Source organism: Halomarina salina (assembly GCF_023074835.1).
Classification (GTDB): domain Archaea; phylum Halobacteriota; class Halobacteria; order Halobacteriales; family Haloarculaceae; genus Halomarina; species Halomarina salina.
Genome location: NZ_JALLGW010000006.1, coordinates 40169 through 59534 on the forward strand (window position 1 = coordinate 40169; position 19366 = coordinate 59534).

Annotated in this window: 20 protein-coding genes; 9 read left to right on the forward strand and 11 right to left on the reverse strand. The window is 70.0% G+C overall.

Annotation, left to right across the window (positions count from 1 at the left end; all coding sequences use genetic code 11):
* Positions 1-77: 77 nt before the first annotated feature.
* Positions 78-1382, reverse strand: coding sequence for a 5'-deoxyadenosine deaminase (locus MX571_RS21775; protein WP_247421675.1), 1305 nt, complete (start codon positions 1380-1382; stop codon positions 78-80).
* A 172-nt stretch (positions 1383-1554) separates the two neighbouring features.
* Here MX571_RS21775 and MX571_RS21780 point away from each other — a divergent pair, with 172 nt between their 5' ends.
* From MX571_RS21780 to MX571_RS21790, 3 genes are all read left to right on the forward strand, one after another.
* On the forward strand, positions 1555-1866 hold the full coding sequence (locus MX571_RS21780; RefSeq protein ID WP_247421677.1) for a hypothetical protein: 312 nt from the start codon (positions 1555-1557) through the stop codon (positions 1864-1866).
* A 91-nt stretch (positions 1867-1957) separates the two neighbouring features.
* Positions 1958-2932, forward strand: a complete 975-nt coding sequence (locus MX571_RS21785) for a mechanosensitive ion channel family protein (protein WP_247421680.1) — start codon at positions 1958-1960, stop codon at positions 2930-2932.
* Between the two features lie 123 nt (positions 2933-3055).
* Positions 3056-3862, forward strand: coding sequence for a DUF8054 domain-containing protein (locus MX571_RS21790; RefSeq protein WP_247421683.1), 807 nt, complete (start codon positions 3056-3058; stop codon positions 3860-3862).
* Positions 3863-3919: 57 nt separating this feature from the next.
* Here the strand turns inward: MX571_RS21790 and MX571_RS21795 are convergent, their stop codons facing one another.
* Entirely contained in the window at positions 3920-4165 is a 246-nt protein-coding gene (locus MX571_RS21795; protein WP_247421686.1) for an AbrB/MazE/SpoVT family DNA-binding domain-containing protein, read from the reverse strand.
* Between the two features lie 127 nt (positions 4166-4292).
* Positions 4293-5690, reverse strand: coding sequence for a hypothetical protein (locus MX571_RS21800; RefSeq protein WP_247421689.1), 1398 nt, complete (start codon positions 5688-5690; stop codon positions 4293-4295).
* 204 nt (positions 5691-5894) lie between these two features.
* Here MX571_RS21800 and MX571_RS21805 point away from each other — a divergent pair, with 204 nt between their 5' ends.
* Positions 5895-6485, forward strand: a complete 591-nt coding sequence (locus MX571_RS21805; RefSeq protein WP_247421706.1) for a metal-dependent hydrolase — start codon at positions 5895-5897, stop codon at positions 6483-6485.
* A gap of 45 nt (positions 6486-6530) precedes the next feature.
* Here the strand turns inward: MX571_RS21805 and MX571_RS21810 are convergent, their stop codons facing one another.
* Positions 6531-6770, reverse strand: coding sequence for a hypothetical protein (locus MX571_RS21810; protein WP_247421743.1), 240 nt, complete (start codon positions 6768-6770; stop codon positions 6531-6533).
* Positions 6771-7007: 237 nt separating this feature from the next.
* Between MX571_RS21810 and MX571_RS21815 the strand changes: the two genes are divergently transcribed.
* Positions 7008-8189, forward strand: coding sequence for a tyrosine-type recombinase/integrase (locus tag MX571_RS21815; RefSeq protein WP_247421747.1), 1182 nt, complete (start codon positions 7008-7010; stop codon positions 8187-8189).
* Positions 8190-8270: 81 nt separating this feature from the next.
* On the opposite strand, the gene MX571_RS21820 is transcribed toward MX571_RS21815, so the two are convergent.
* The gene (locus tag MX571_RS21820) at positions 8271-9410 is read right to left on the reverse strand and encodes a glycosyltransferase (RefSeq protein ID WP_247421750.1); all 1140 of its coding nucleotides are present in this window, start codon (positions 9408-9410) and stop codon (positions 8271-8273) included.
* Between the two features lie 184 nt (positions 9411-9594).
* Here MX571_RS21820 and MX571_RS21825 point away from each other — a divergent pair, with 184 nt between their 5' ends.
* Positions 9595-10863, forward strand: a complete 1269-nt coding sequence (locus MX571_RS21825; protein ID WP_247421753.1) for a glycosyltransferase family 4 protein — start codon at positions 9595-9597, stop codon at positions 10861-10863.
* A 116-nt stretch (positions 10864-10979) separates the two neighbouring features.
* Here the strand turns inward: MX571_RS21825 and MX571_RS21830 are convergent, their stop codons facing one another.
* A complete protein-coding gene (locus tag MX571_RS21830; protein ID WP_247421757.1) occupies positions 10980-11900 on the reverse strand; it encodes a glycosyltransferase family 2 protein in 921 nt (306 codons plus the stop codon).
* A 103-nt stretch (positions 11901-12003) separates the two neighbouring features.
* Between MX571_RS21830 and MX571_RS21835 the strand changes: the two genes are divergently transcribed.
* The 3 genes from MX571_RS21835 (at position 12004) to MX571_RS21845 (ending at position 14546) form a co-directional block, all read left to right on the forward strand.
* Positions 12004-13263, forward strand: a complete 1260-nt coding sequence (locus MX571_RS21835; protein ID WP_247421760.1) for a DegT/DnrJ/EryC1/StrS family aminotransferase — start codon at positions 12004-12006, stop codon at positions 13261-13263.
* Entirely contained in the window at positions 13260-14300 is a 1041-nt protein-coding gene (locus MX571_RS22875; protein WP_247421763.1) for a Gfo/Idh/MocA family protein, read from the forward strand. Before MX571_RS21835 ends, MX571_RS22875 begins: the two co-directional genes overlap by 4 nt.
* 87 nt (positions 14301-14387) lie before the next feature.
* Positions 14388-14546, forward strand: a complete 159-nt coding sequence (locus MX571_RS21845) for a DUF7563 family protein (RefSeq protein WP_247421766.1) — start codon at positions 14388-14390, stop codon at positions 14544-14546.
* Between the two features lie 30 nt (positions 14547-14576).
* Here the strand turns inward: MX571_RS21845 and MX571_RS21850 are convergent, their stop codons facing one another.
* The 5 genes from MX571_RS21850 to MX571_RS21870 all read right to left on the reverse strand — a co-directional run bounded on the left by MX571_RS21850 (position 14577) and on the right by MX571_RS21870 (position 19304).
* Positions 14577-15332 carry a nucleoside phosphorylase gene (locus MX571_RS21850; protein WP_247421768.1) on the reverse strand — a complete coding sequence of 252 codons (756 nt, stop codon included), beginning with the start codon at positions 15330-15332 and terminating at the stop codon, positions 14577-14579.
* Between the two features lie 209 nt (positions 15333-15541).
* Positions 15542-16330, reverse strand: a complete 789-nt coding sequence (locus tag MX571_RS21855; protein WP_247421770.1) for a methionyl-tRNA formyltransferase — start codon at positions 16328-16330, stop codon at positions 15542-15544.
* A gap of 79 nt (positions 16331-16409) precedes the next feature.
* Complete coding sequence (locus MX571_RS21860; protein ID WP_247421772.1) at positions 16410-18314, reverse strand: class I SAM-dependent methyltransferase; 1905 nt, start codon at positions 18312-18314, stop codon at positions 16410-16412.
* 181 nt (positions 18315-18495) lie between these two features.
* Positions 18496-18951 (reverse strand): type II toxin-antitoxin system VapC family toxin, encoded by a 456-nt coding sequence (locus tag MX571_RS21865; RefSeq protein ID WP_247421785.1) that lies wholly within the window; start codon positions 18949-18951, stop codon positions 18496-18498.
* Positions 18948-19304 (reverse strand): DeoR family transcriptional regulator, encoded by a 357-nt coding sequence (locus MX571_RS21870; protein WP_247421788.1) that lies wholly within the window; start codon positions 19302-19304, stop codon positions 18948-18950. The genes MX571_RS21865 and MX571_RS21870 overlap by 4 nt, the downstream gene beginning before the upstream one ends.
* Positions 19305-19366 lie beyond the last annotated feature (62 nt).

A 19366-nucleotide genomic window follows, 5' to 3' on the forward strand; every position in this document is an offset into this window, starting at 1 on the left:
GGCAAGGGGGTTTCGGTTACCTCACTGTGTTCCGAAACGATCCGTGAAGCGGGTCGCTCGTCGGCGCTCGCTCGGATTCAGTCCGCGGTCGGCAGGCCGCTCGCGACCTCTCGCGCCTTCTCGCGGATGGCCGCCGCGTCGCCGGTGGCGAGTTCGCCGTCGTCGTACAGCACCTCGCCGTCGACCATCGTGAACCGCACGTCGTCGCCGTGAGTGGCGAACACGAGATGCGAGAGGACGTCGTGGAGCGGCGTCGCCCGCGTCAGGTCCGTGGTGAGCCCGACGACGTCGGCCTTCCAGCCCTCGCGGAGGCAGCCGACGTCGTCGAATCCTGCAGCAAGCGCGCCGTTGCGCGTCGCCATCTCGAACACCGTCCCGGCGGGCGTCGCCGTCGGGTCGAGCGCCTCGACCTTCTGGAGCAGACTGGCCTGGCGCATCTCGGTGAACGCGTCGAGCGTGTTGTTGCAGGGCGGCCCGTCGTTACCGAGCGCGACGTTGATACCCCGGTCGAGGTAGTCGACGACCGGCGCGACGCCCGAAGCGAGTTTCATGTTCGAACTCGGGCAGTAGGTGACGTGCGTTCCCGTCTCGGCGAGCACCTCGCGTTCCGACTCGCTCGTGTGGACGCAGTGAGCCAGCACGACGTCCTCGCCCGTCAGCCCCACCTCGTCGAGCCAGTGGACGTTGCGCATCCCGGTCTCGGCCTCGACGGCCGCTATCTCGTCGCGGTTCTCCGAGGCGTGGGTGTGGATGCGGACGCCGTCGTTGGCGTCGGCGATGTCGCGGACGCCGCGCAGGCACGCCTCGGTGCAGGAGACGGCGAACCGCGGCGTGAGCGCGTACTGGATGCGCCCGTCGTGCGTGTCGTGGTGGCGGTCGACGAGTCGCTTCGACTCCCGCAGCGCGGCGTCGGTGTCCTCCTCCAGCCCGTCGGGCGAGTCCTTGTCCATCAGCACCTTCCCGATGCGCCCGCGGATACCCAGCTCGCCCGCCGCCTCGAACGCCTCGTCGGCGTGGTTGACCGAGAGGTGGTCGACGACGCCCGTGACGCCGGATTCGAGACACTCCAGGTAGCCCAGTTCGGCGGCGACGCGCATCCCCTCGGCGTCGAGCGACGCCTCCATCGGCAGGACGTGCTCGAACAGCCAGTCCAGCAGTGCGGTGTCGTCGGCGATGCCCCGCCCGAGCGACTGGACGGAGTGGACGTGCGCGCCGACGAGGCCCGGTGCGAGCACGTCGAACTCGCGGCGCTCGTGGTCGGGGTAGCGGTCGCGGAGGGCCTCGCGGTCCCCCACGGCGGCGATGCGGTCGCCGTCGACGACCACCGCGCCGTCGTCCACGACGGTCGTCGCGTCGGCGACGACGGTTCCCTGTAGTAGCATTCCCTCACGGTGTGAGAGCCGCGGCCGAAATAGTCCGTCGGTTCGCTCGCGAGGGACGTCGGGAGGGTCGACGAGCGTCGAGTCGGACACTTCTGCCGGAACCGAGCCGCACGCGTAAGCACCCCGCGTCGGCAGCCCACAGGCAGAAACGTCCGAGCCTCTAGCTAGTGGTGTGGCTGACTCAACGACACAGACCGGGGAGCAGGACGCCCCCGGCGAGCGACTGACCGGTGACCAGTCCGACTCGCAGCGCGAACCCGGCCGCAACGAGTCGATGAACCAGAGCCAGCGCGAGAACCTGACCGACCTCGTCCGGTCGGGCGACCCCATCGCGCTGGCCGCCATCGCCTCGGTGGCGCTCTCGCTGTTCACGTTCTACGGCCGGAAGAACAAGCAGCAGGGCATCTTCGTGGGCCTCTGGGCACCGACGCTGCTCGCGGTAGCGAACTACGTCGACCGCCGGGCGAACGAAGACGGAAACTGAACCGCGGCCGACGACCGACCAATTTTTGCCGACAATCGCCGGACTGCGCGGCCCCAACGCCGAAGAGTGAGGCGCGCGTCGTGACCACCAGATGAGCGGGTTGTGGACGGTCCAGTCCGGCAACGAGTCGGAGAACGGGACCACGACGGACGGGGACGTCAGTCAGGTGTTCCAGCCCGACGAGGTGGGGCCGGTCGGGCGAGCGCTCCGGGAGTGGGGCGTCCCGCCGGGGTACGCCGAACCCCTCGGAGCCATCGTGACTTTCCTCGTCCTCCTGGCCCTCTTCTACGGGGCTGTCCGGGTGGTCGTCGTGCCGGTGGCCGACCGCGCGTTCGCCGCACGGGGGCTCAAACGCAACGCGCGGCGACCGCTGTTGCGACTCGTCCGTGTCGTCACGCTCGCCGTCGCGGCGGCCGTGGCGTTCGCCGTCGCCGGCTACGGCGGCCTGCTGTCCGGGTTGACGACCATCGGCGCGGCCGCGACGCTCGCCGTCGGCTTCGCGCTGAAGGACCTGCTGGCGAACTTCGTCGCCGGGGTGTTCATCTACGCCGACCGGCCGTTCCGCATCGGCGACTGGATCGAGTGGCCCGCCTCCGGCGACCTGCCGAACGCGGGCGTCGTCACGGACATCACGTTCCGCGTGACCCGCGTCCAGACGTTCGACAACGAGTTGCTGACGATTCCGAACAGCAAGCTCACCAACGACGTCGTGATGAACCCCACCGCCCGAGGGAAACTCCGGGTGAACTTCGAGTTCGGCATCGGCTACGAGGACGACATCGACCAGGCGACGCGCATCATCGTCGAGGAGGCCGAGCGCCACCCGGACGTCCTCGACCTGCCCGAGCCGATGGTGACGCTCTCGGAGAACCCGCTGGCGGACTCCTACGTCGGCCTCGTCGCGCGGTTCTGGATCGAGAACCCCAACCGCGGGAAGTACCTGCGCGTCCGCAGCGAGTTCGTCAAGGCCGTCAAGCAGCGCTTCGACGCGGCCGACATCGACATCCCGTACCCACAGCTCGACGTCTCGGGGTCCATCGAGACGCGCGGCCCGAGGCGGCGCTGACGGTTCACCGGGCGCTCACCGTCGGGAGACGGCTCGTCGTTACCGACCTGTCGCCGTCGCCATCGTTCGTTTCCCCTCGCGACGAGCGAAACGTATACGGCCCGGTCGCCGTACAGTCGGGTGATGGAGTCACGCTTCGTCGAGTTCGTCGACTCGCTCCGACAGCCCGAGTACACCGGCGAGAACCGCTGTCTGCCGTGTACCGTCGTCAACGTCGCCATCGGTGCGGTGCTGGCGCTCGCGGCCGGTCGTCGCGACCGACGCCTGGGGACCGCCGTCGCCGTCGGGTCGGCCGCCTGCATCTACCTCAGAGGGTACCTCGTACCGGGGACGCCCGAACTCACGAAGCGCTACCTCCCGCGGCGCGTGCTGCGCTGGTTCGGCAAGGACCCGCTGCCGACCGTCGACGTGGACCCCGACCGCGGGTTCGACGACCCGGCGACTCTCGAACGGACGCTGCTGGCGGTGGGTGCGCTCGAAGAGACCGCCGACGGGAGCGACCTGCGACTCACCGACGCGTTCGCCGAGCGGTGGCGGGGGGCGATGGCCGATGTCGACCGGGAGGCGGTACGGGGGCGGCTCGCGGCGGCGCTCGACTGCGACCCCGAGCAGTTCGGGGCGCGGCAGGACGGCGTCGTCCTGCGTGCCGACCACCGCGTCGTCGCGCAGTGGCCCTCCGAAGCGGCGCTCGTCGCCGACGCCGCGGCCGCCGACCTGCTGGCCGAGCGTATCGACGGATGGGGGGACTTGGCGACCGTCCAGCGGACCGTCTTCCTGAGCGGCCTGCGCCTGTTCGCCGAGGACTGCCCGGACGGCGGCGGCGTCGAGACGGACTCGGACGTGGTCGAGTCGTGCTGTTCGCAGGTGGACGTCTTTGTCGTCCGCTGTGCGGACAGCGGGGAGCGACTGCTCGAACAGCCGGTGGAGTGAGTCGGCGGCAGAGCGGTCAGCGCCACGTCGCGGGTCGAACGTGCTAGCTTCGATTCGTTACTCGACACCCCACGCGTCGTGGTCGGTCGTCGCGTCCGTCTCCGCGTCGCCATCGTACCCCTCGAACGAAGCGAACGTCTCTCCGTATCGGTGGTCGATCTCGACGTGGACAGTCCCGTCAGCTTCGAGAGCCCAACGGAGGGCGTCGCCATCTTCGATGTCGAGTTCACGTCGGATTCGCTCAGGGATGGTGACCTGCCCGCTCACGACCTCGCTTTCGGCCTCGACCCGGTCGCCGCTCATACACTCGGTACGAACGCTGTGGAGTAACACACTGACGCTCTACGCCGGGCGATACTCTCTGTTACCAAGCGTCAAAACTATCCGAACTATCCAAACCGCCCAAACCAGTTTTGCTAGCTCGTCGCGTTCAGGCGACGACGGGCCGCGAGATGATCCACAGCGAGAGCACGGTGTAGCCGACCATCACGACGACCAGCGGGAGGTGGCCGCGTCTGGCCGCTCGCTGCGACCCGTAGCGTTCGACGGCGGCGAGGTGGGCGGCGACGACGGCGAACACGTGCCCGAGGACGACGAGGACGACCTGCGACCCCCAGAACGCGGGCACCGAGAGCCAGCCCAGCGGGTCCGGTACCGCGACGCTCGCGACGGGTGCGAGCGACACCTCGATGAGCGCCGCCGTCTGGGCGACGACGGCGGGGTAGGTGTGGGCCACCTCGTACGCCGCCGCGATGGGAATCACGGTGGGTGCGAACCGTCGGAGCCCGTCGGTCAGGTCCCGCGGTTCGCCGTCACCGCCGAGCAGGTCGGCGAGGGCGACGGCGAGCGCGAACGACGCGACGAACAGCGCGAACCCGAGGAGGTAGAGGGGTAGCGACGTCGCCGGGCCGGTCCCGAGGGCGTCGCGGGTCGCGAACAGGATAGACTGGAACTCGGGCGTCTCGACGAACCCGTCGAAGCTGACCGTGTAGACGGCGGCGACGACGAACGCCGCGAGCGCGAGGTCCGCGACCGGCGGGACGCAGCCACGCCACGGCGGGCGCAGCGTGGCGCGATAGTGGCTGCCGTCCCGCGTCCACGTCACAGGGGCGACCCGACCGAGCAGGGCGTAGAACGCGCCCAGCGGGTCGGCGTGCTCGACCCACGAGCGACCGAAGACGACCGTACCGACGACCATCACCCCGGCGTACGCCGCGACGACGACGGCGGTGAGTCGCGGCGACCGCGTGATGCCGGGCGTCAGGTTCTCGACGACGCCGACCAGCGCGAGGAATCCGACCAGCGCGGGCCACGCGCCCAGTCGCTCGGGGTAGTCGAGCGAGGGGAGCGGCCCGCCCTCCAGTCGCTCCAGCGCGCGGTAGAACGTGAGCCACGGGGCGAGGACGCGCCACGGCGTCCCCAGGAGGACCGAGACGAGTGCGAGGCCGTGGACCCAGACCAGCCACGTCAGCAGCGTCGCGACGTTCTCGGCGGCGACCTGCCGACCCGTGAGTCCGACCCAGCAGACCGCGACGACGCCGAGCAGGAACCCCACGCTCGCGACGGCGTGGACAGCGCCGACGAGCGACGCGGGGAGCGCGAGCGACCGGGCGGGTCGCTCGCGGACGGTCGGCGTCCGCTCGGTGACCGCCAGCCACCCCGCGGTGAGCGCGACGGTCGCGCCCGCACCGGCGAACAGCGACGAGAGCGGCAGCGGCGCGGCGAACCGCGAGTCGCCGACCTCGTGAGCCGCGACGAGGTCGGGACCGACGACCAGCGTGACCGCCACGACGGCGAGGAGTGGGAGGTGGCCCGACCGCCAGTTCATGGAGCGAGTCGGCGGCGTCCGCCGAAAAGCGACGCGATTGTCCACCGTCGGCGGCTGCGAATCCGTCGCGCGAGCCGTGCTACCACATCGAGAGCGGGCTTCTTATCCGTGGACGACGAACTGGGCGGGTGATGACCGAGTCCCTCCCACCGACCGACGTATCGTCGGCCCGCTCCCCCTCGTTCGGCACGGAGGGGCGCTGAGATGTGGCCCTGGGAGCACCTCGCGGTCGGCTACCTCGTCGTCGCCCTGGCCCTCCGGTTCGGGTGGCACCGCTCGCCCGACGCGCTGACCGCCGTCGCCGTCGCCGTCGGGACGCAGTTCGCCGACCTCGTCGACAAGCCGCTCGCGTGGCAGTTCGACGTCCTCCAGAGCGGGACGTCCGTCGCGCACTCGGTGTTCGTCGCCGTCCCGCTCTCGATACTCGTCGTCGCCGTCGCGTGGCGACTCGACCGGACCGTCGTCGGGGCCGCGTTCGCCGTCGGCTACCTGCTGCACCTCCCCGCGGACGCGATGTACGGTATCGTCTACGGCAACGGCATCGAGTTCGAGAGCCTCCTCTGGCCGCTGGTCAGCGGCGGGAGTTCGGACTACGGCTCGTTCCTCCAGAACTTCACGTACTACCTCACCAAGTTCGGGGGCGTCCTCGACAGTCCGCGCGGCCTGGGCATCCTCGCGTTCGAGGTGACGCTGCTCGGGAGCGCGTTCGTCCTCTGGGTCGCCGACGGCCTGCCCGGTATCCCCCGCATCGGCCGACCACGGGGGCCTGGTGGGCGGCGTATCGAACACCGCTGACCGCCAGACGGGAGGCCCACGCACGGCCAGCGGACTCACAGGAGGTCACGCGTCCCGTTCGTACGGGAGCGCGAGCCACCACAGGTGGCCGCGACCCTCGACCTCCAGGTGGTCGACGACCCCCTCCTCGACGAGTCGGTCGAGGCGTTCGACCACCTCCGCGTGCGGTCTGTCGGACGCTCGTACCAGATACTGGGTGTTCACGACCGGCATCGGGGCCTCGCGGATCGCGTCGACGAGTCGCTCGTCGAACTCGTGTGTATCCGGTCGGTTCTCGGGCACCATCAGCGAACCTTCGCGCCGGACGCACTTGGCGACCCTCACCCGACCGATTCGCTGAGAGTCGTCCGAGAGAACGTATCGCGCCATACGATTTATAGACGGTACAGAGCCGTCGAACCGCGTCTCTGCCCCCAGAGGCCTGGAATCCGGACGGTCGCGGTAGCGACCCATCCACTTTGCTGTAGAACAACACAACCAAGTGGTTTTACCAGCACCCCCGCCCTCGGGTGAGCGTAGACGATGGAAGGCGACGAGAGGCGGGCGATACGGGGGCACGAGGTGGGAGACGAGACGACGCAACTCCAGTCGGCGGTCGAGCGCTACCTCCGCTCGAAGTCCACCAGTCGAGACGAGAACGGCGACCCGACCGGGACGTACGTCGACGCCGCCGGGTCGGAGCTCCGGCGGTTCGTCGCGTGGCTGGACGCCCGCGACCGCGACCTGAACGACCTCGCGGGCGACGACGGCCCCCTCCTCTTGCGTCGCTACGCCGAACGGCTCGACGACCGCGTCACGGCGGGCGGTATCGCCGGGTCGACCGCGACCACGTACTTCTCGTACGTCTCGGGCTTCCTCACGTACTGCGTCCGCGACGGTCGCCTCCCGACGAACCCGGCGCTGACGACCACCGCCCGCGAGGCGGTCCCGGCCGACGACTCGGCGCGGGCAGACCAGCAGTTCTGGACGAGCGAACAGCGCCGCCGCCTGGTCGCGCACGTCGACCGACGCGCCGCCGACGCTATCGACGAGCACGGGTTCGACGCCCGCGTCGAGGCGCGGGACCGCGCGCTCGTCCGGATGCTCGCCTACGCGGCCGTCCGCGGCGCGGAGGTGCTGCGCCATCCCAAGGACGACCGCGAGGGACGCCAGGGCGTCCGCTGGTCGGACGTCGACCTCGACCGCAACACGCTGCGCGTCCTCGGGAAAGACCAGCGCCTCGGCCCCGTTGCCCTCCCGTCCAAAGCGGCGGTCGGCGTCGAGCGCTGGCGGGCCGTCCAGCGCCCGCCGAGCGACGACTGGCCGGTGTTCCCGACCGACCACGCCCCCTCGAAGTACGCCGCCGTCCGCGCGGCGCTCGGCGAGGAGACGGACGTCGCTGCACTGGCCGACGAGGCCGGCGGCATCGACGCCTTGCTCCGCGAACGCGACGTCGCGCCGCCGGCGCTCACGACCGAGGGCGCTCGCTCGCTGCTGAAGCGACTGACCGCCGACGCCGGTATCGCGGTGGACGACGAGGCGGGCTACCTCCAGCTCCACGGCGCGCGCCGGGGCATCGTCGGCGAGGTGTACCGCCGCGACCGGGGCGACGCGCAGGACCTCGCCCGACACAAGGATCTCTCGACGACCCACGAGGCGTACCAGCACATCGACGTCGAGGAACAGACCGAGCGGTTCGACGCGCATCTGGAAGATATCGACTGACCACTCCGACCGACCATTCGAGGAGGGACCGATGCGGTGCGGTCGCTCGGTAGTGAGAGAACGGATTCCGAGGAGACGCACTCAGTCGAACGCTTCGCGCAGTTCGGCCTCCGGTTCCCAGAGGCCGTCGGCGCTGGTGAACTGGAGCGCGAGGCCCGCGTGGAGCAGCGACACCTGCGTGTCGAACAGCGCGTAGAACGGCTGGAGCGGGCCGAGCGCGTCACGGGAGCCGACGGCGACGAACGCGGCGAGGGCGGCGGGGAGCGCCGCGCCCGCGACGCCGAACGAGAGCAGCGACCCGACGGTGAGGACGGTCAGACCGAGCGCGAGCAGCCACGGGCCGACGATCATGAACAGCCAGTTGAACGGCAAGACAGCGCGACCGTACCAGCCGTGGCGACCCAGCGCGCTGGCCTGCCGGGTCAGGAGGCGGATGAGCCCCATCGCGCGGCGGTCCTTCTGGGTGCGGCGCTGGCGGAATCCGGAGTGAGCGGCCTCGGAGTAGCGGACGGCCGGGTCGAACACGACGCGGTGGCCACCGCGCCGGATGCGGAGCGCGAGTTCGGAGTCGTCGGCCAGCGAGTCGCTGTCGACGGGAACCACGAGGTCGCGGCGGAACGCCGAGAACGGCCCGTGGAAGATGAACGTCGAGTCGAGATGGGATTCCAGCGTCTGGATGTGGCCCTGGATGCCCCGGTAATCGGACTCCACCTCGCTCCCGCCAAGCACCTCGCCGGTACGGCCGGTGACGCCGCCGACTGCGGGGTCCGCGAAGTTCGCCATCGCTTCCCGGAGCGCGTCCGGGGCGACCGTCGAGTCGCAGTCGGTCTTGACGATGATCTCGTTGCTCGCGGCGGCGTACCCCTCGTTGAGCGCGACGGCGAGCCCCTTGCGGGACTCCTCGCGGATGACCCGGACCGTCGGGGCGTCCTCGACCCCCTCGAAGTACGACGCGACGATGTCGGGTGTCCGGTCGTCGCTCGCGTCGACGACGACGAGTTCGAGCTTCTCGCTCGGGTAGTCGAGCGCCGCGACGTCCGCCAGTTTCCGCTCGACGATGCCCGCCTCGTTGTACGTCGGCAGCACGATGCTCACCGTCGGTTCGTACGGCGCCTTCTCGATGGGCGACCCGCTCGGTCGGAACCAGGCGTACACCACGCCGAACAGCAGATACGGCACGGCAGCGACGACCAGCAACGCGACGCCGAGTTCAACCAGCACGGACCGCCCCCTCCCCGGAACGCTTCATAGCCGTCCTTCGAACGTCAAGCTCCTTGCTACCGACAGACTACTCGCTTCGAGTTACGCTGTGAAACATTGCAAGCAGTGACTACTACCAAACCAGTTACAATTAGCAGTGGTATAGCAAACCCCCCACGGGCAGTGGCTATGGACGATTGCGTCCATGCACGTCGGGATGGTACTCAGGGGGGCGTTTCCGCACGATATCCGCGTCGAGAAGGAGGCCCGGTCGCTGCTCGCCGGGGGCCACGAGGTGTCGCTGTGCTGTCTCGCCCGCGAGGACGCCGACGAACCGCTCCAGGAGGACGTCGACGGCGTCGACGTCCGTCGCGTCCCGCGGGTCGAGCGCTACTCCCTGCCGTACCGGACCGCGAAGACCGCCCGATTTCTGCTGACGCTGACGGACGTCGTCTGGCGGCGGGAACTCGACGCGTTCGTCCGCGAGACGGGCGTCGACGCGCTGCACGTCCACGACCTGCCGCTCGTCCGGACCGCCCAGTCGGTCGCGGACGACCACGACCTGCCGCTGGTCGCCGACCTCCACGAGAACTACCCGGAGGCGGCCCGGCAGTGGCGGACCGGGATGGGCCTGCCGCGGCGAGCCGTACAGGAGGTGTTCACGCCGTACCGACGTCTCAGGCGGCTCGAACGGGACTGCGTCCGGCACGCCGACCACGTCCTCGCGACGACGCCCGAGGGCCGGACGCACTACGTCGAGGACTGCGACGCGGACCCCGACCGCGTCACCGTCGTCTCGAACACCGTCGACCTGCGGACGTACGACACCGACGCCGACCCCGTCGAGGGGTACGACGACGAGTTCGTCGTCGGCTACGTCGGGAGTTTCGGCCCGCACCGCGGCCTCGAATCGCTCGTCGACGCGATGCCGGCGCTCGTCGAGCGGGTGCCGAACGCCCGACTCCTGCTGGTCGGCGGGGCGGGCGACGCCGCCTACGACCGGTCGCTCCGCGAGCGAGCGGCCGCGACGGGCGTCGACGAGCGTATCACGTTCACCGGGTGGGTCGACGCCAGCGAGGTCCCGCGGTACGTCGCCACCTGCGACGTCTGTGCGGTGCCCCACGCCCGGAACCCGCACACCGAGACGACCGTCCCGCACAAACTGTTCCAGTACATGGCGTCGCGAAAGCCCGTCCTCGTCAGCGACGTGGCACCGCTGGCACGCGTCGTGACCGACGCGGACTGCGGCGTCGTCGTCCCAGCCGGGGACGGCGAGGCCGTCGCCGCGCGACTGACCGACCTGGCGGGCGACGCCGCACGGCGCGCCCGCCTCGGGACGAACGGCCGCGCGGCCGTCGAGAAGACGTACAACTGGGAGCGCGAAGGTGGCCAGCTCGACCGTGTCTACCGGCGTCTCGCCGGGCGAGACGAGGAGCGCACTCCGTCGACGCGTCGGCGCACCCGGCGCGCCTGACCGGACGGGTGGTCGAGCGACTCGGCGGGGAGACCGTCGGGCGATACTGTCAGCAACGTTTGTTGTAAATTAGACCGTTACACGGAGACAGTCGTCACGACCGGAACGACGACGGACTACGCCGGGAACACGCCGTCCCGGACGCGCCTGGCGGCCGAGAGCCCGCGTTCGCCGAACGGCGACACCGCGAGCAGGGCGAGGTGGTCGCGCGTCGGGTGGAGGCGGGCGGCCGTCGCGAACGCGGAGACCGCCGTCGACGTCTCGCCGGTGGCCAGCGCCGCGAGGCCGCGTTCGCGGGCGGCAGCGGCGTCGAACGCCTCGGCGATGCCCGCCGCCTCGATGTCCTCGCGGTACTTCTCGCCGACGCGGTCGCGCGCACGGACGTCGTAGCCGGGCGTCCCCGTGACGTTGTCCCTGTGGTGCAGGCGCTCGGTGAGCGTCTCCGAGACGTACGCGAACTTCCAGCGCTTGGCCAGGCGGATGGTCAGGTCCCAGTCGCAGGCGACCGCGAAGTCGGTGTCGAACCCGCCGACGGCGCGGACGCACTCGGTTCGAAGTAACTGACTGGAGTGAGGCAGTACCTGCATCCGCAGGAGCACCTCGGGGTACACGTCGCCCTCGACGCCGGTCGCCACGCGCTCGACGACCGCCCCCGTCCGCTCCTCGGTGATGACGCCCGCGGTGTACGCGCCGCAGTAGTCGTCGCCGTGCTCTGCGAGGGCGTCGAGCTGGCGCTCGACCTTGGTCGGTCGCCAGCGGTCGTCGTCGCCGAAGACGCCGACGTACTCGCCACGTGCGGCGTCCACGCCGCGGTTCATCGTCGCCGGGATGCCCCGGTTCTCCTCGTTGTGGAACACGCGAACGCGGTCGTCGTCCGCGTACCCCGCCAGCACCGCTCTGGTGCCGTCGGTCGAACCGTCGTTCACGACGACGACCTCGCAGTCCTCGTGGCTCTGTGCCAGCACGCTCTCGATAGCCCCCTCGACGTAGTCGGCGCGGTTGTAGGTCGGAATCACCGCGCTCACCAGCCCCTCCATACCCGCACCACCCGACTCGGGGCCATTGCTACCCGCTGCATACCGGCGATAACCGTCCAGTAGAGAGGAGGTAACAAACACCCTAGGTGTTCAGTCATCGGTAATGACCGACCAGGATGAGTCTCACGACGCGCGCGCAGGCGTCGCGTTCACCGACATCTACGTCGACGACGACATCGTCGACCGGGTGAGCGACACGCTGCGCAGCACGCGCTACGTCAAGGGGGAGCGCGTCGAGCGATTCGAGGCCGCCTTCGCCGACCGGTGTGGCACCGACCACGCCGTCGGCGTCAACAGCGGCACGGCCGCCCTCCTGCTGTCGATGCAGTCCGCCGGCATCGGCCCCGGCGACGAGGTGTTCGTCCCCGGCCACACGTTCTTCGCCAGCGTCAGCCCCGTCCTCCACCTCGGCGCGACGCCCGTCTTCGTCGACGTGGACCCGCGAACCTGCACGATGGACCCGGACGACCTCGCCGCGAAGGCCGAGCGCGCCGAGAACCCGACCGCCGTCGTCCCGGTCCACCTCTACGGCCAGCTCGCCGATCTGGACGCGATTCTCGACGTTGCCGACGACCACGACCTCACCGTCGTCGAGGACGCGTGCCAGGCGCACTTCGCCACCCGCGACGGCCACACGGCCGGCGCGTCCGGCGACGCCGGCGCGTTCAGCTTCTACCCCTCGAAGAACATGACCGTCGGCGGCGACGGCGGCATGCTCGTCACGGACGACGCCGACCTGGCGACTCGCGCCCGCCGACTGCGCGACCACGGCCGCGACGAGGAGGGCGTCCACCGCGAGGTCGGCCTCAACTACCGCATGAGCGAGGTGAGTGCAGCAGTCGGCCGCGAACAGCTCGACCGCGTCCAGGAGTGGAACGACGCCCGCGCCGCCGCCGCCGCCCGGTACGACGGCCTGCTGGCGGCCGTCGACGGCGTCGAGACGCCGACCGTCGCCGACGGCGCACAGCACGTCTACCACCTCTACGTCGTCCAGGTCCCCGCCGCCGACCGCGACCCGCTGCGCGACTACCTGGCGGCACGGGACATCGAGACGGGCGTCCACTACGAGACGCCGGCCCACCAGCACCCGGCCGTCGCCGAGCGCGTCGGCGACGTCAGCCTGCCCCGGACCGAGGCGCTCTGTGACCGCATCGTCTCGCTCCCGATGCACCCGCGCATCGCACCCGAGGACGTCGAGACGGTCTGTGCGGCCGTCGCGTCGTACTTCGAGGGAAAACAGGGAGGCGTCGCCGAGTCGGAACCGGACGACCCAGCCGACTCCGGCACGACCGAGTCCGACCCCGAGGAGCCGACCGACACCTCGCCAGCCCGCACCGACGGCGGTCGAGAGGAGTCGCAGTGAGCCGCGACTACGCCGTCATCGGGACGGGCTACTGGGGGTCGAACCACGTCCGCGTCGGAGCCGAACTGCTCGACGAGGGTCACCTCGACTCGCTGACCATCTGCGACATCGACGAGGAGCGGGTCGTGGACCTCGCGAGCAACCACGGCGTCGACTACACCACCGACTACGCGACGCTGGCCGACCGCGGCGTCGACGCGGCCGTCGTCGCCGCCCCCTCGCCGACCCACCGCGCCATCGCGACCGACCTGCTGGAGGCGGGGGTCGACCTGCTCGTCGAGAAACCGCTCGCGCTGTCGAGCGACGACGCGTGGGCTATCGTCGACGCCGCCGAGCGCAACGACCGCGTGCTCGCGGCGGGCCACATCTTCCGGTACCACCCCGCGCTCTGCGACCTGAAGCGGCGCATCGACCGCGGCGAACTCGGCGACGTCCGCTACCTCAACACGAACCGGTTCGCCTACCGCGCGCCCCGCCCCGACGCCGGCGCGCTGTTCTCGCTGGCCGTCCACGACGTCGACATCTACAGCTGGCTGCTCGACCGCGACCCCGAGCGCGTCTACTGCACGCTGGACGCGACCGTCCGCGACGGCGTCGACGAGACGGCGACGCTCACGCTCAGCTACGGCGACGGCACGACCGGCGTCGTCAACGAGTCGTGGAACGTCCCCGTCTTCGACAAGCGCCGGGACCTCACCGTCGTCGGCACCGAACGCTCGGCGCACGTCGACTACCTCCAGAACACCGAACTCGAACTCCACGACGCGACGATGGTCCGCGACGGCGACGCGATTCACGCCCGCCAGGAGGGGAGTCGCGTCCACGAGACCGCCGCCTACGAACCGCTCCGCGCCGAGATCGAGGCGTTCCTCGAGTCGTGCGAGACACGCGAGCCACCGCGCGGGTCCGGCCGCGTCGGGGCACGGGCGGTCGAACTGCTCGAACGCGCCGCGGAGTCCGCCCGGACGGGACAGGCCGTCGACGTCTCGCTCGGGACGCGCCGCCCCGCTGACGCCCTCGCCGAACGGTCGCGCTAGCGGGTGGGTCCGACGGGATGCTATACTGTTAGTTGGTAGCCTTATCGTCCATCCTACAAAGTTGTAGGTACCGAGTTGGTGACACTAATGCCCCAATGTACACACTGCAGCGGCCACATCTCCCAGCGGTTCATGACGGTCTTCGGCGACGAGAACAGCCAGGTCTACGCCTGCCCCAACTGCTCCGCGAACGCGGGTATCGCGGAGGTCGCCCGTCTCCGCGCCGGGACGAAGTGGCAACAGTGACGACGGACGGACGATAGTCGATTCTTGTGGTCAGGACACCGTGACGTACGCCGACAGCGCCGCAGCCGTCGGGTCGAGTAGTTCAACCAGATTGTCCTCGCTCTCGGGCACCCAGCCGTCGGGGTCGAGGTAGTCTCCGACCTCGTGGACGGTCGCCGTCGCGACACCCCGATAGCGACAGACCGCCCAGAGCGCCGCCGTCTCCATACACAGCGACAGCACTCCCTCGTCGCGGTAGTGACGGAGTTCGGGGAGCGTCTCCCGGTACATCGCGCTCGTCGTCCACGTCGGTCCACGAGCGGTGTCGACACCGGCGCTCGCAAGCGACTCGTCGAGCGCGTCGACGAGTGTCGGTGTCGGCGCGACCGGGTCGTCGTGGTCGAGGTAGTGGTACGAGACGCCCTCGTCTCGAATCGCGCTGGTCGGGAGGACGGCCGTCGTGGGGTCGAGGTCGGACTGGAGCGACGCACCCCCGCCGAGGTAGACGACTGCCTGCGCCCCGGAGGCGACGACGTTCTCAGTTACGATGGCCGCGACGGGCGCGCCGATACCGACCTCGTGGACCGGGACGTAGCCGACCGAGTCGGAGAGCACGAGACAGCGCTGGGAGCGCACGATGTCGACCGTCTCGACGGCACGCTCCTCGACGTGGTCGGTCAGGTGCGCCTGGAAGCCAAGCAGAATCGCTGGCGGGAGGTCGGGAACGCCGCCGCCCTGTGCGTCGAGCGCATCCCTGGGCGAGAACAGCGCCTCTGCACCGTGTTTCTCGGGGTAGTTCGGAATCATACACCCGTGGTCGAAACGGCCCGAGAAACCGGTTGCGGGAGTGTGCTAGGAGCGAGCACCACACACGAATGTCCGTGCGTCGTATCGGGAACACGACGCGTTGGCGATTCCAGCGTTCGCAGAACACCGGCGACAGGTGTCGCCTCCCATCGTCGTGGGTCAGACCGTCACAGGCAGGAACCCCGATAGCCGACCAGCCGGTTGGCTGATCAGTCGTGGTCGAGCCACGACGCCGTCAGGCGGATTCGGTTGCCGTCGAGGGTCGTGTACGCCGGTTCGAACGGCGGGAAGTCGAGCGCGCGGATGAGGTCGTAGGTGTCCTGCCGGACCACCGGGTCGTGACTGACGAGGCGTTTCGCGGGAATCTCCTTGCGGTCAACGAGGCTGTCCTTCGCGTGGAAGTACCGCGGGCCGTCGAACTCGTCCTGTGGCGTGCCCATGTCGTCTATCTCGCCCGAGACGATGTGCGGGAGGTACTCCTCGAACAGGTCGACGGAGGCCTCACAGACCTTCTCGTAGAGGCTTCGCGCCGTGTCCTCTTCGGTGATGGGCGCGAAGTTCCGGCCGATGACGGCCCCCGCGTCGACGTCCTCGACCATGACGTGGAGCGTCGTCCCGTGTCGCCAGTGGTCGTCGGCGCGGGCGTTGAGGATGGAGTGGCTGAACACGTTCGACCCACGGTAGCGGGGCAGTTCTGCCTGGTGGAGGTTGAGCGCCAGGCGCTCGGGGTGGTCGAGCAGCTCCCCGTCGAGGATGTTCGGGTAGTAGACGCTGAGCAGGTAGTCGATCTCGTGCTCCAGCACGCGACGCTCCTCGTCGAGCGTCGCCACCTCGTAGCCGTACTCCAGGGCACGCTCGTGGACCGACCCGTCCCACCAGCCGTCGTGGTCGCGGGGGTAGGTGACGACGAGGTCGACGTCGACGTCGGGGTGGTCGTGGAGGCGAGCGAGGCAGGTCTCGCCCAGCGGGTGGCTACCGAAGAACGCGACGCTGGTCATGTGCGTCCCCTCCGGGGAGACGACGGAATGACTGTCGGTTCGGTGCTGGGGAAGAACACGCTCGACGGCTGATGATCGGTCACTGCTCGCCCCCTGACCCGGCGCTCGTCCCCGGCGTCCGACTGGTCGTCGCAGCGGCGGGCGTGGGCGGCGCGACGCTCGCCGGGCCGTCGACGCGTTCGCGCTCCAGTTCGAGCAGGTTCGTCAGCGCCATCAGGTGGGAGCCGACCTCGTACGCGCCCTTGAACTGCTGGTCGGGGACGTCGATGCGGCCGTCGGTAGTGACGAACCGGAGCGGGACGCCCAGGCCGCTCTCGGCGGCGAGGTCCGTCCCGCGGTCGTTCGCGCCGTCCAGCCAGCGCATCGCGCGGCCGAGTTCGGCGTCGTAGTCGCGCCGTCCCCCGGCGGCGTAGTAGTGGGCCACCGCGTTGACGAAGAACGTCTGGTGACAGGCGTAGAGGAAGTCCCAGTGCGGCCGGCGGTCGGTCCTCCCGAGTCGGCGGCGGAGTTCGAACCCCCACCGGGTCCATCGATCGGGGTCCTCCCAGACGAACGCGCCGTCCTCGCGCATCCGGTGCTCTATCGTGTAGTCGAGGACGGCCGCGACGTTCTCCAGGTAGCCGGGGCGGTCGGTCACCTCGATGGCCCGGCAGAGCCCCCAGAGGGCGTACAGCTGGTTCTGGTGGCGACGGGTCGTCGGGTTGTCGAACGCGAACAGCGTCCCCCAGCCGTCCTGCCGGTCGACGACGCTCGCCATCCCGCGGTCGATGGCCTCGCGCACGTCCGGGGCCGGTCGGCGCTCGTAGAGGTACGTCCAGCCGTACAGCACCAGCGCGTCCTCGCTGTGGTCGAAGCCGGTGCGAGGGGCGGCGTGGTCGAACAGGTCGCGGGCGCGGTCGAGGTACCGGCCGTCGAACACGTCGCTCGCCAGCGCGAACGCGCAGGTCAGCGGCCCGAGCCCGTAGCTCGACAGCTCGTCCAGCGCCCCGTCGTCGACCTGCTCCTCGAAGTAGGTCAACTCACGGCGGAGTTTCGCGTCGTGCTCGTCGGTGCCGTGCGCCGAGACGCGCCACTGCATCGCGCCCATCAGCGCGAACGGGGCGTAGCGCCACTGCGCGTCGTCTCGCGCGGTCCAGTTCGTCGGTCGGCCCTCGGCGTCGACCTCGTAGGTCAGCTCGCGGGCGACGTGGCCCCCCTCGCCGTCGTCGAGCCAGAACCCGGCCTCCTCGGCGGGCCGGAACAGGCAGTCGAGGGCGCGCGACAGGTCGCCCTCGCGGTCGGCGGGACGGGCGCTCAGGACGAGGTACGCGGCGTCCTCGGGCGCTCCCCGGGGCCGGCCGTCGTCACCGGGCGCGTTCAGCCGCGCCGTCGCGCGGTCGGCGTGGGCGACGAACGGCCGCTGGAGGGCGTCGGGCGCGAACGTCGCGAGCTTCGAGTGGAGCCAGTATGGGTGCTGGTAGACGAGTCGGTACTCGGCGAGCGACCAGTCCGGTTCCAGCAGGGCGCGAGCGTCGCTCGGTTCGTAGTACCGCATCCGGTACTTCCCGCCCGCCTCGTACGGCGAGCGCGGCGTCGGAATCGAGAGGACGAACCGCCCGTCGGGCGCGACGACGCGGCGCACCTCGGCGGTGAGCGCCGCGACGTCGAGGAACCGCCAGTCGTACGGCCCGACGCAGACCGCCGCGTCGAACTGGTCGTCCGGGAACGGGAGGCGCGGCGACTCGGGCGGAACCCGCTCGTAGCGCCCGACGCGGTCGCCGAGCACCGTTTCGGCGCGCTCGCTCGCGGCGTCGGCGAAGTCCACGCGGGTCACCGACTCGGCGGTCAGTCCCTCGGTGACGGTCGTCTCGCTGGCGACGTCGAGGACGTGCCCGCGCTCGCCGAACAGGTCCAGCGCCTGCTCGCGTTCGGCGTCGCGGAGGTACTGCGTGAGGGGGTCGGCGGGCGGCTGGTCGACCCAGCGCGTCAGCGTCTCCTCACGCACGGCGACCCCTCCTGGGGACGGTGTGTCGCGGTGTAGTCGTGTTCATGGACGGTGTTGCCGTGGCGTCCGCATCAGTAGTCGCGACATACCTCCCACGAATACGGAGCATCGACGAGCCCACGCGAGACGAGCGGGAATCCCGAGCACGCTGGCGAGGAGTGCACCGTCTCGCCGCTGTCGGTCACTCCCCGGTGAGTTCGATGTCCTCGGGAACGAGGGAGAATCCGAGCGTCCGGAAGTCGCTATCGAAGGCGAAGACGTGGTCGATGTCACGCTCCGCGGCGAGCACGCCGGTCGTGTGGTCGACGAACGAAATTTGCTGGTCGTCGTACCGCTCGAACTGCTCGGCTGCGGCCTCGAACGTCGGTCGCCCGACGGGGAGACGGTTGATACTGTCCGACCCTCTGATAGCGCGAAGCGCCCTCGTGGCGACGCTGTGGCCCAGTTTGTACAGCGCCAGTGTCGCGAACTCCGAGAGAACGGACTGGGACGTGTACATCGGTCGGTACGGAACGTCGCCGGACCGAATCCCATCGAACAGGCGGGTCGCCTCGTCGTGGTGTGCGTCGTCCTCGTCGGCCCGCGCGTAGAACGCCCCGGTATCGACGAATATCGGCGTCGCGCCGTCACGGCTCACGCCGACCGCTCACCGTAGAGGACGGCGTCGACGTTCTCCGAGACGTCCGACTCGCCCGACGCTCCCGGTTCGAACGACCAGAACGGATCATTCGGGTCGACAGCGTGTGCCGACTCGGTCCCGTCAATTCTCCACCAGACGACCCGACCGGCCGTCTTTCGACTGGCGAGGTGCCCCTGCTCTTCGAGCGTCCGGAGCTTCCGGCGGGCGGTCTCCCGGGAACAGTCGAGTGTCTCCGCAACGTCACCGGACGTGACGACCGGACCGTCGACAGTGGCGAAGACACCGAGCACGTCGTCGAGCGTGACGCTCTCGGCGTAACGGCCGGTGTCGTCGCGCTCGTCCTTGCTCATAGAGGAACCGAACAGCCGCTGGCAGATAGCTCCTGTGGTGAACCCAACACGGGTACACCACA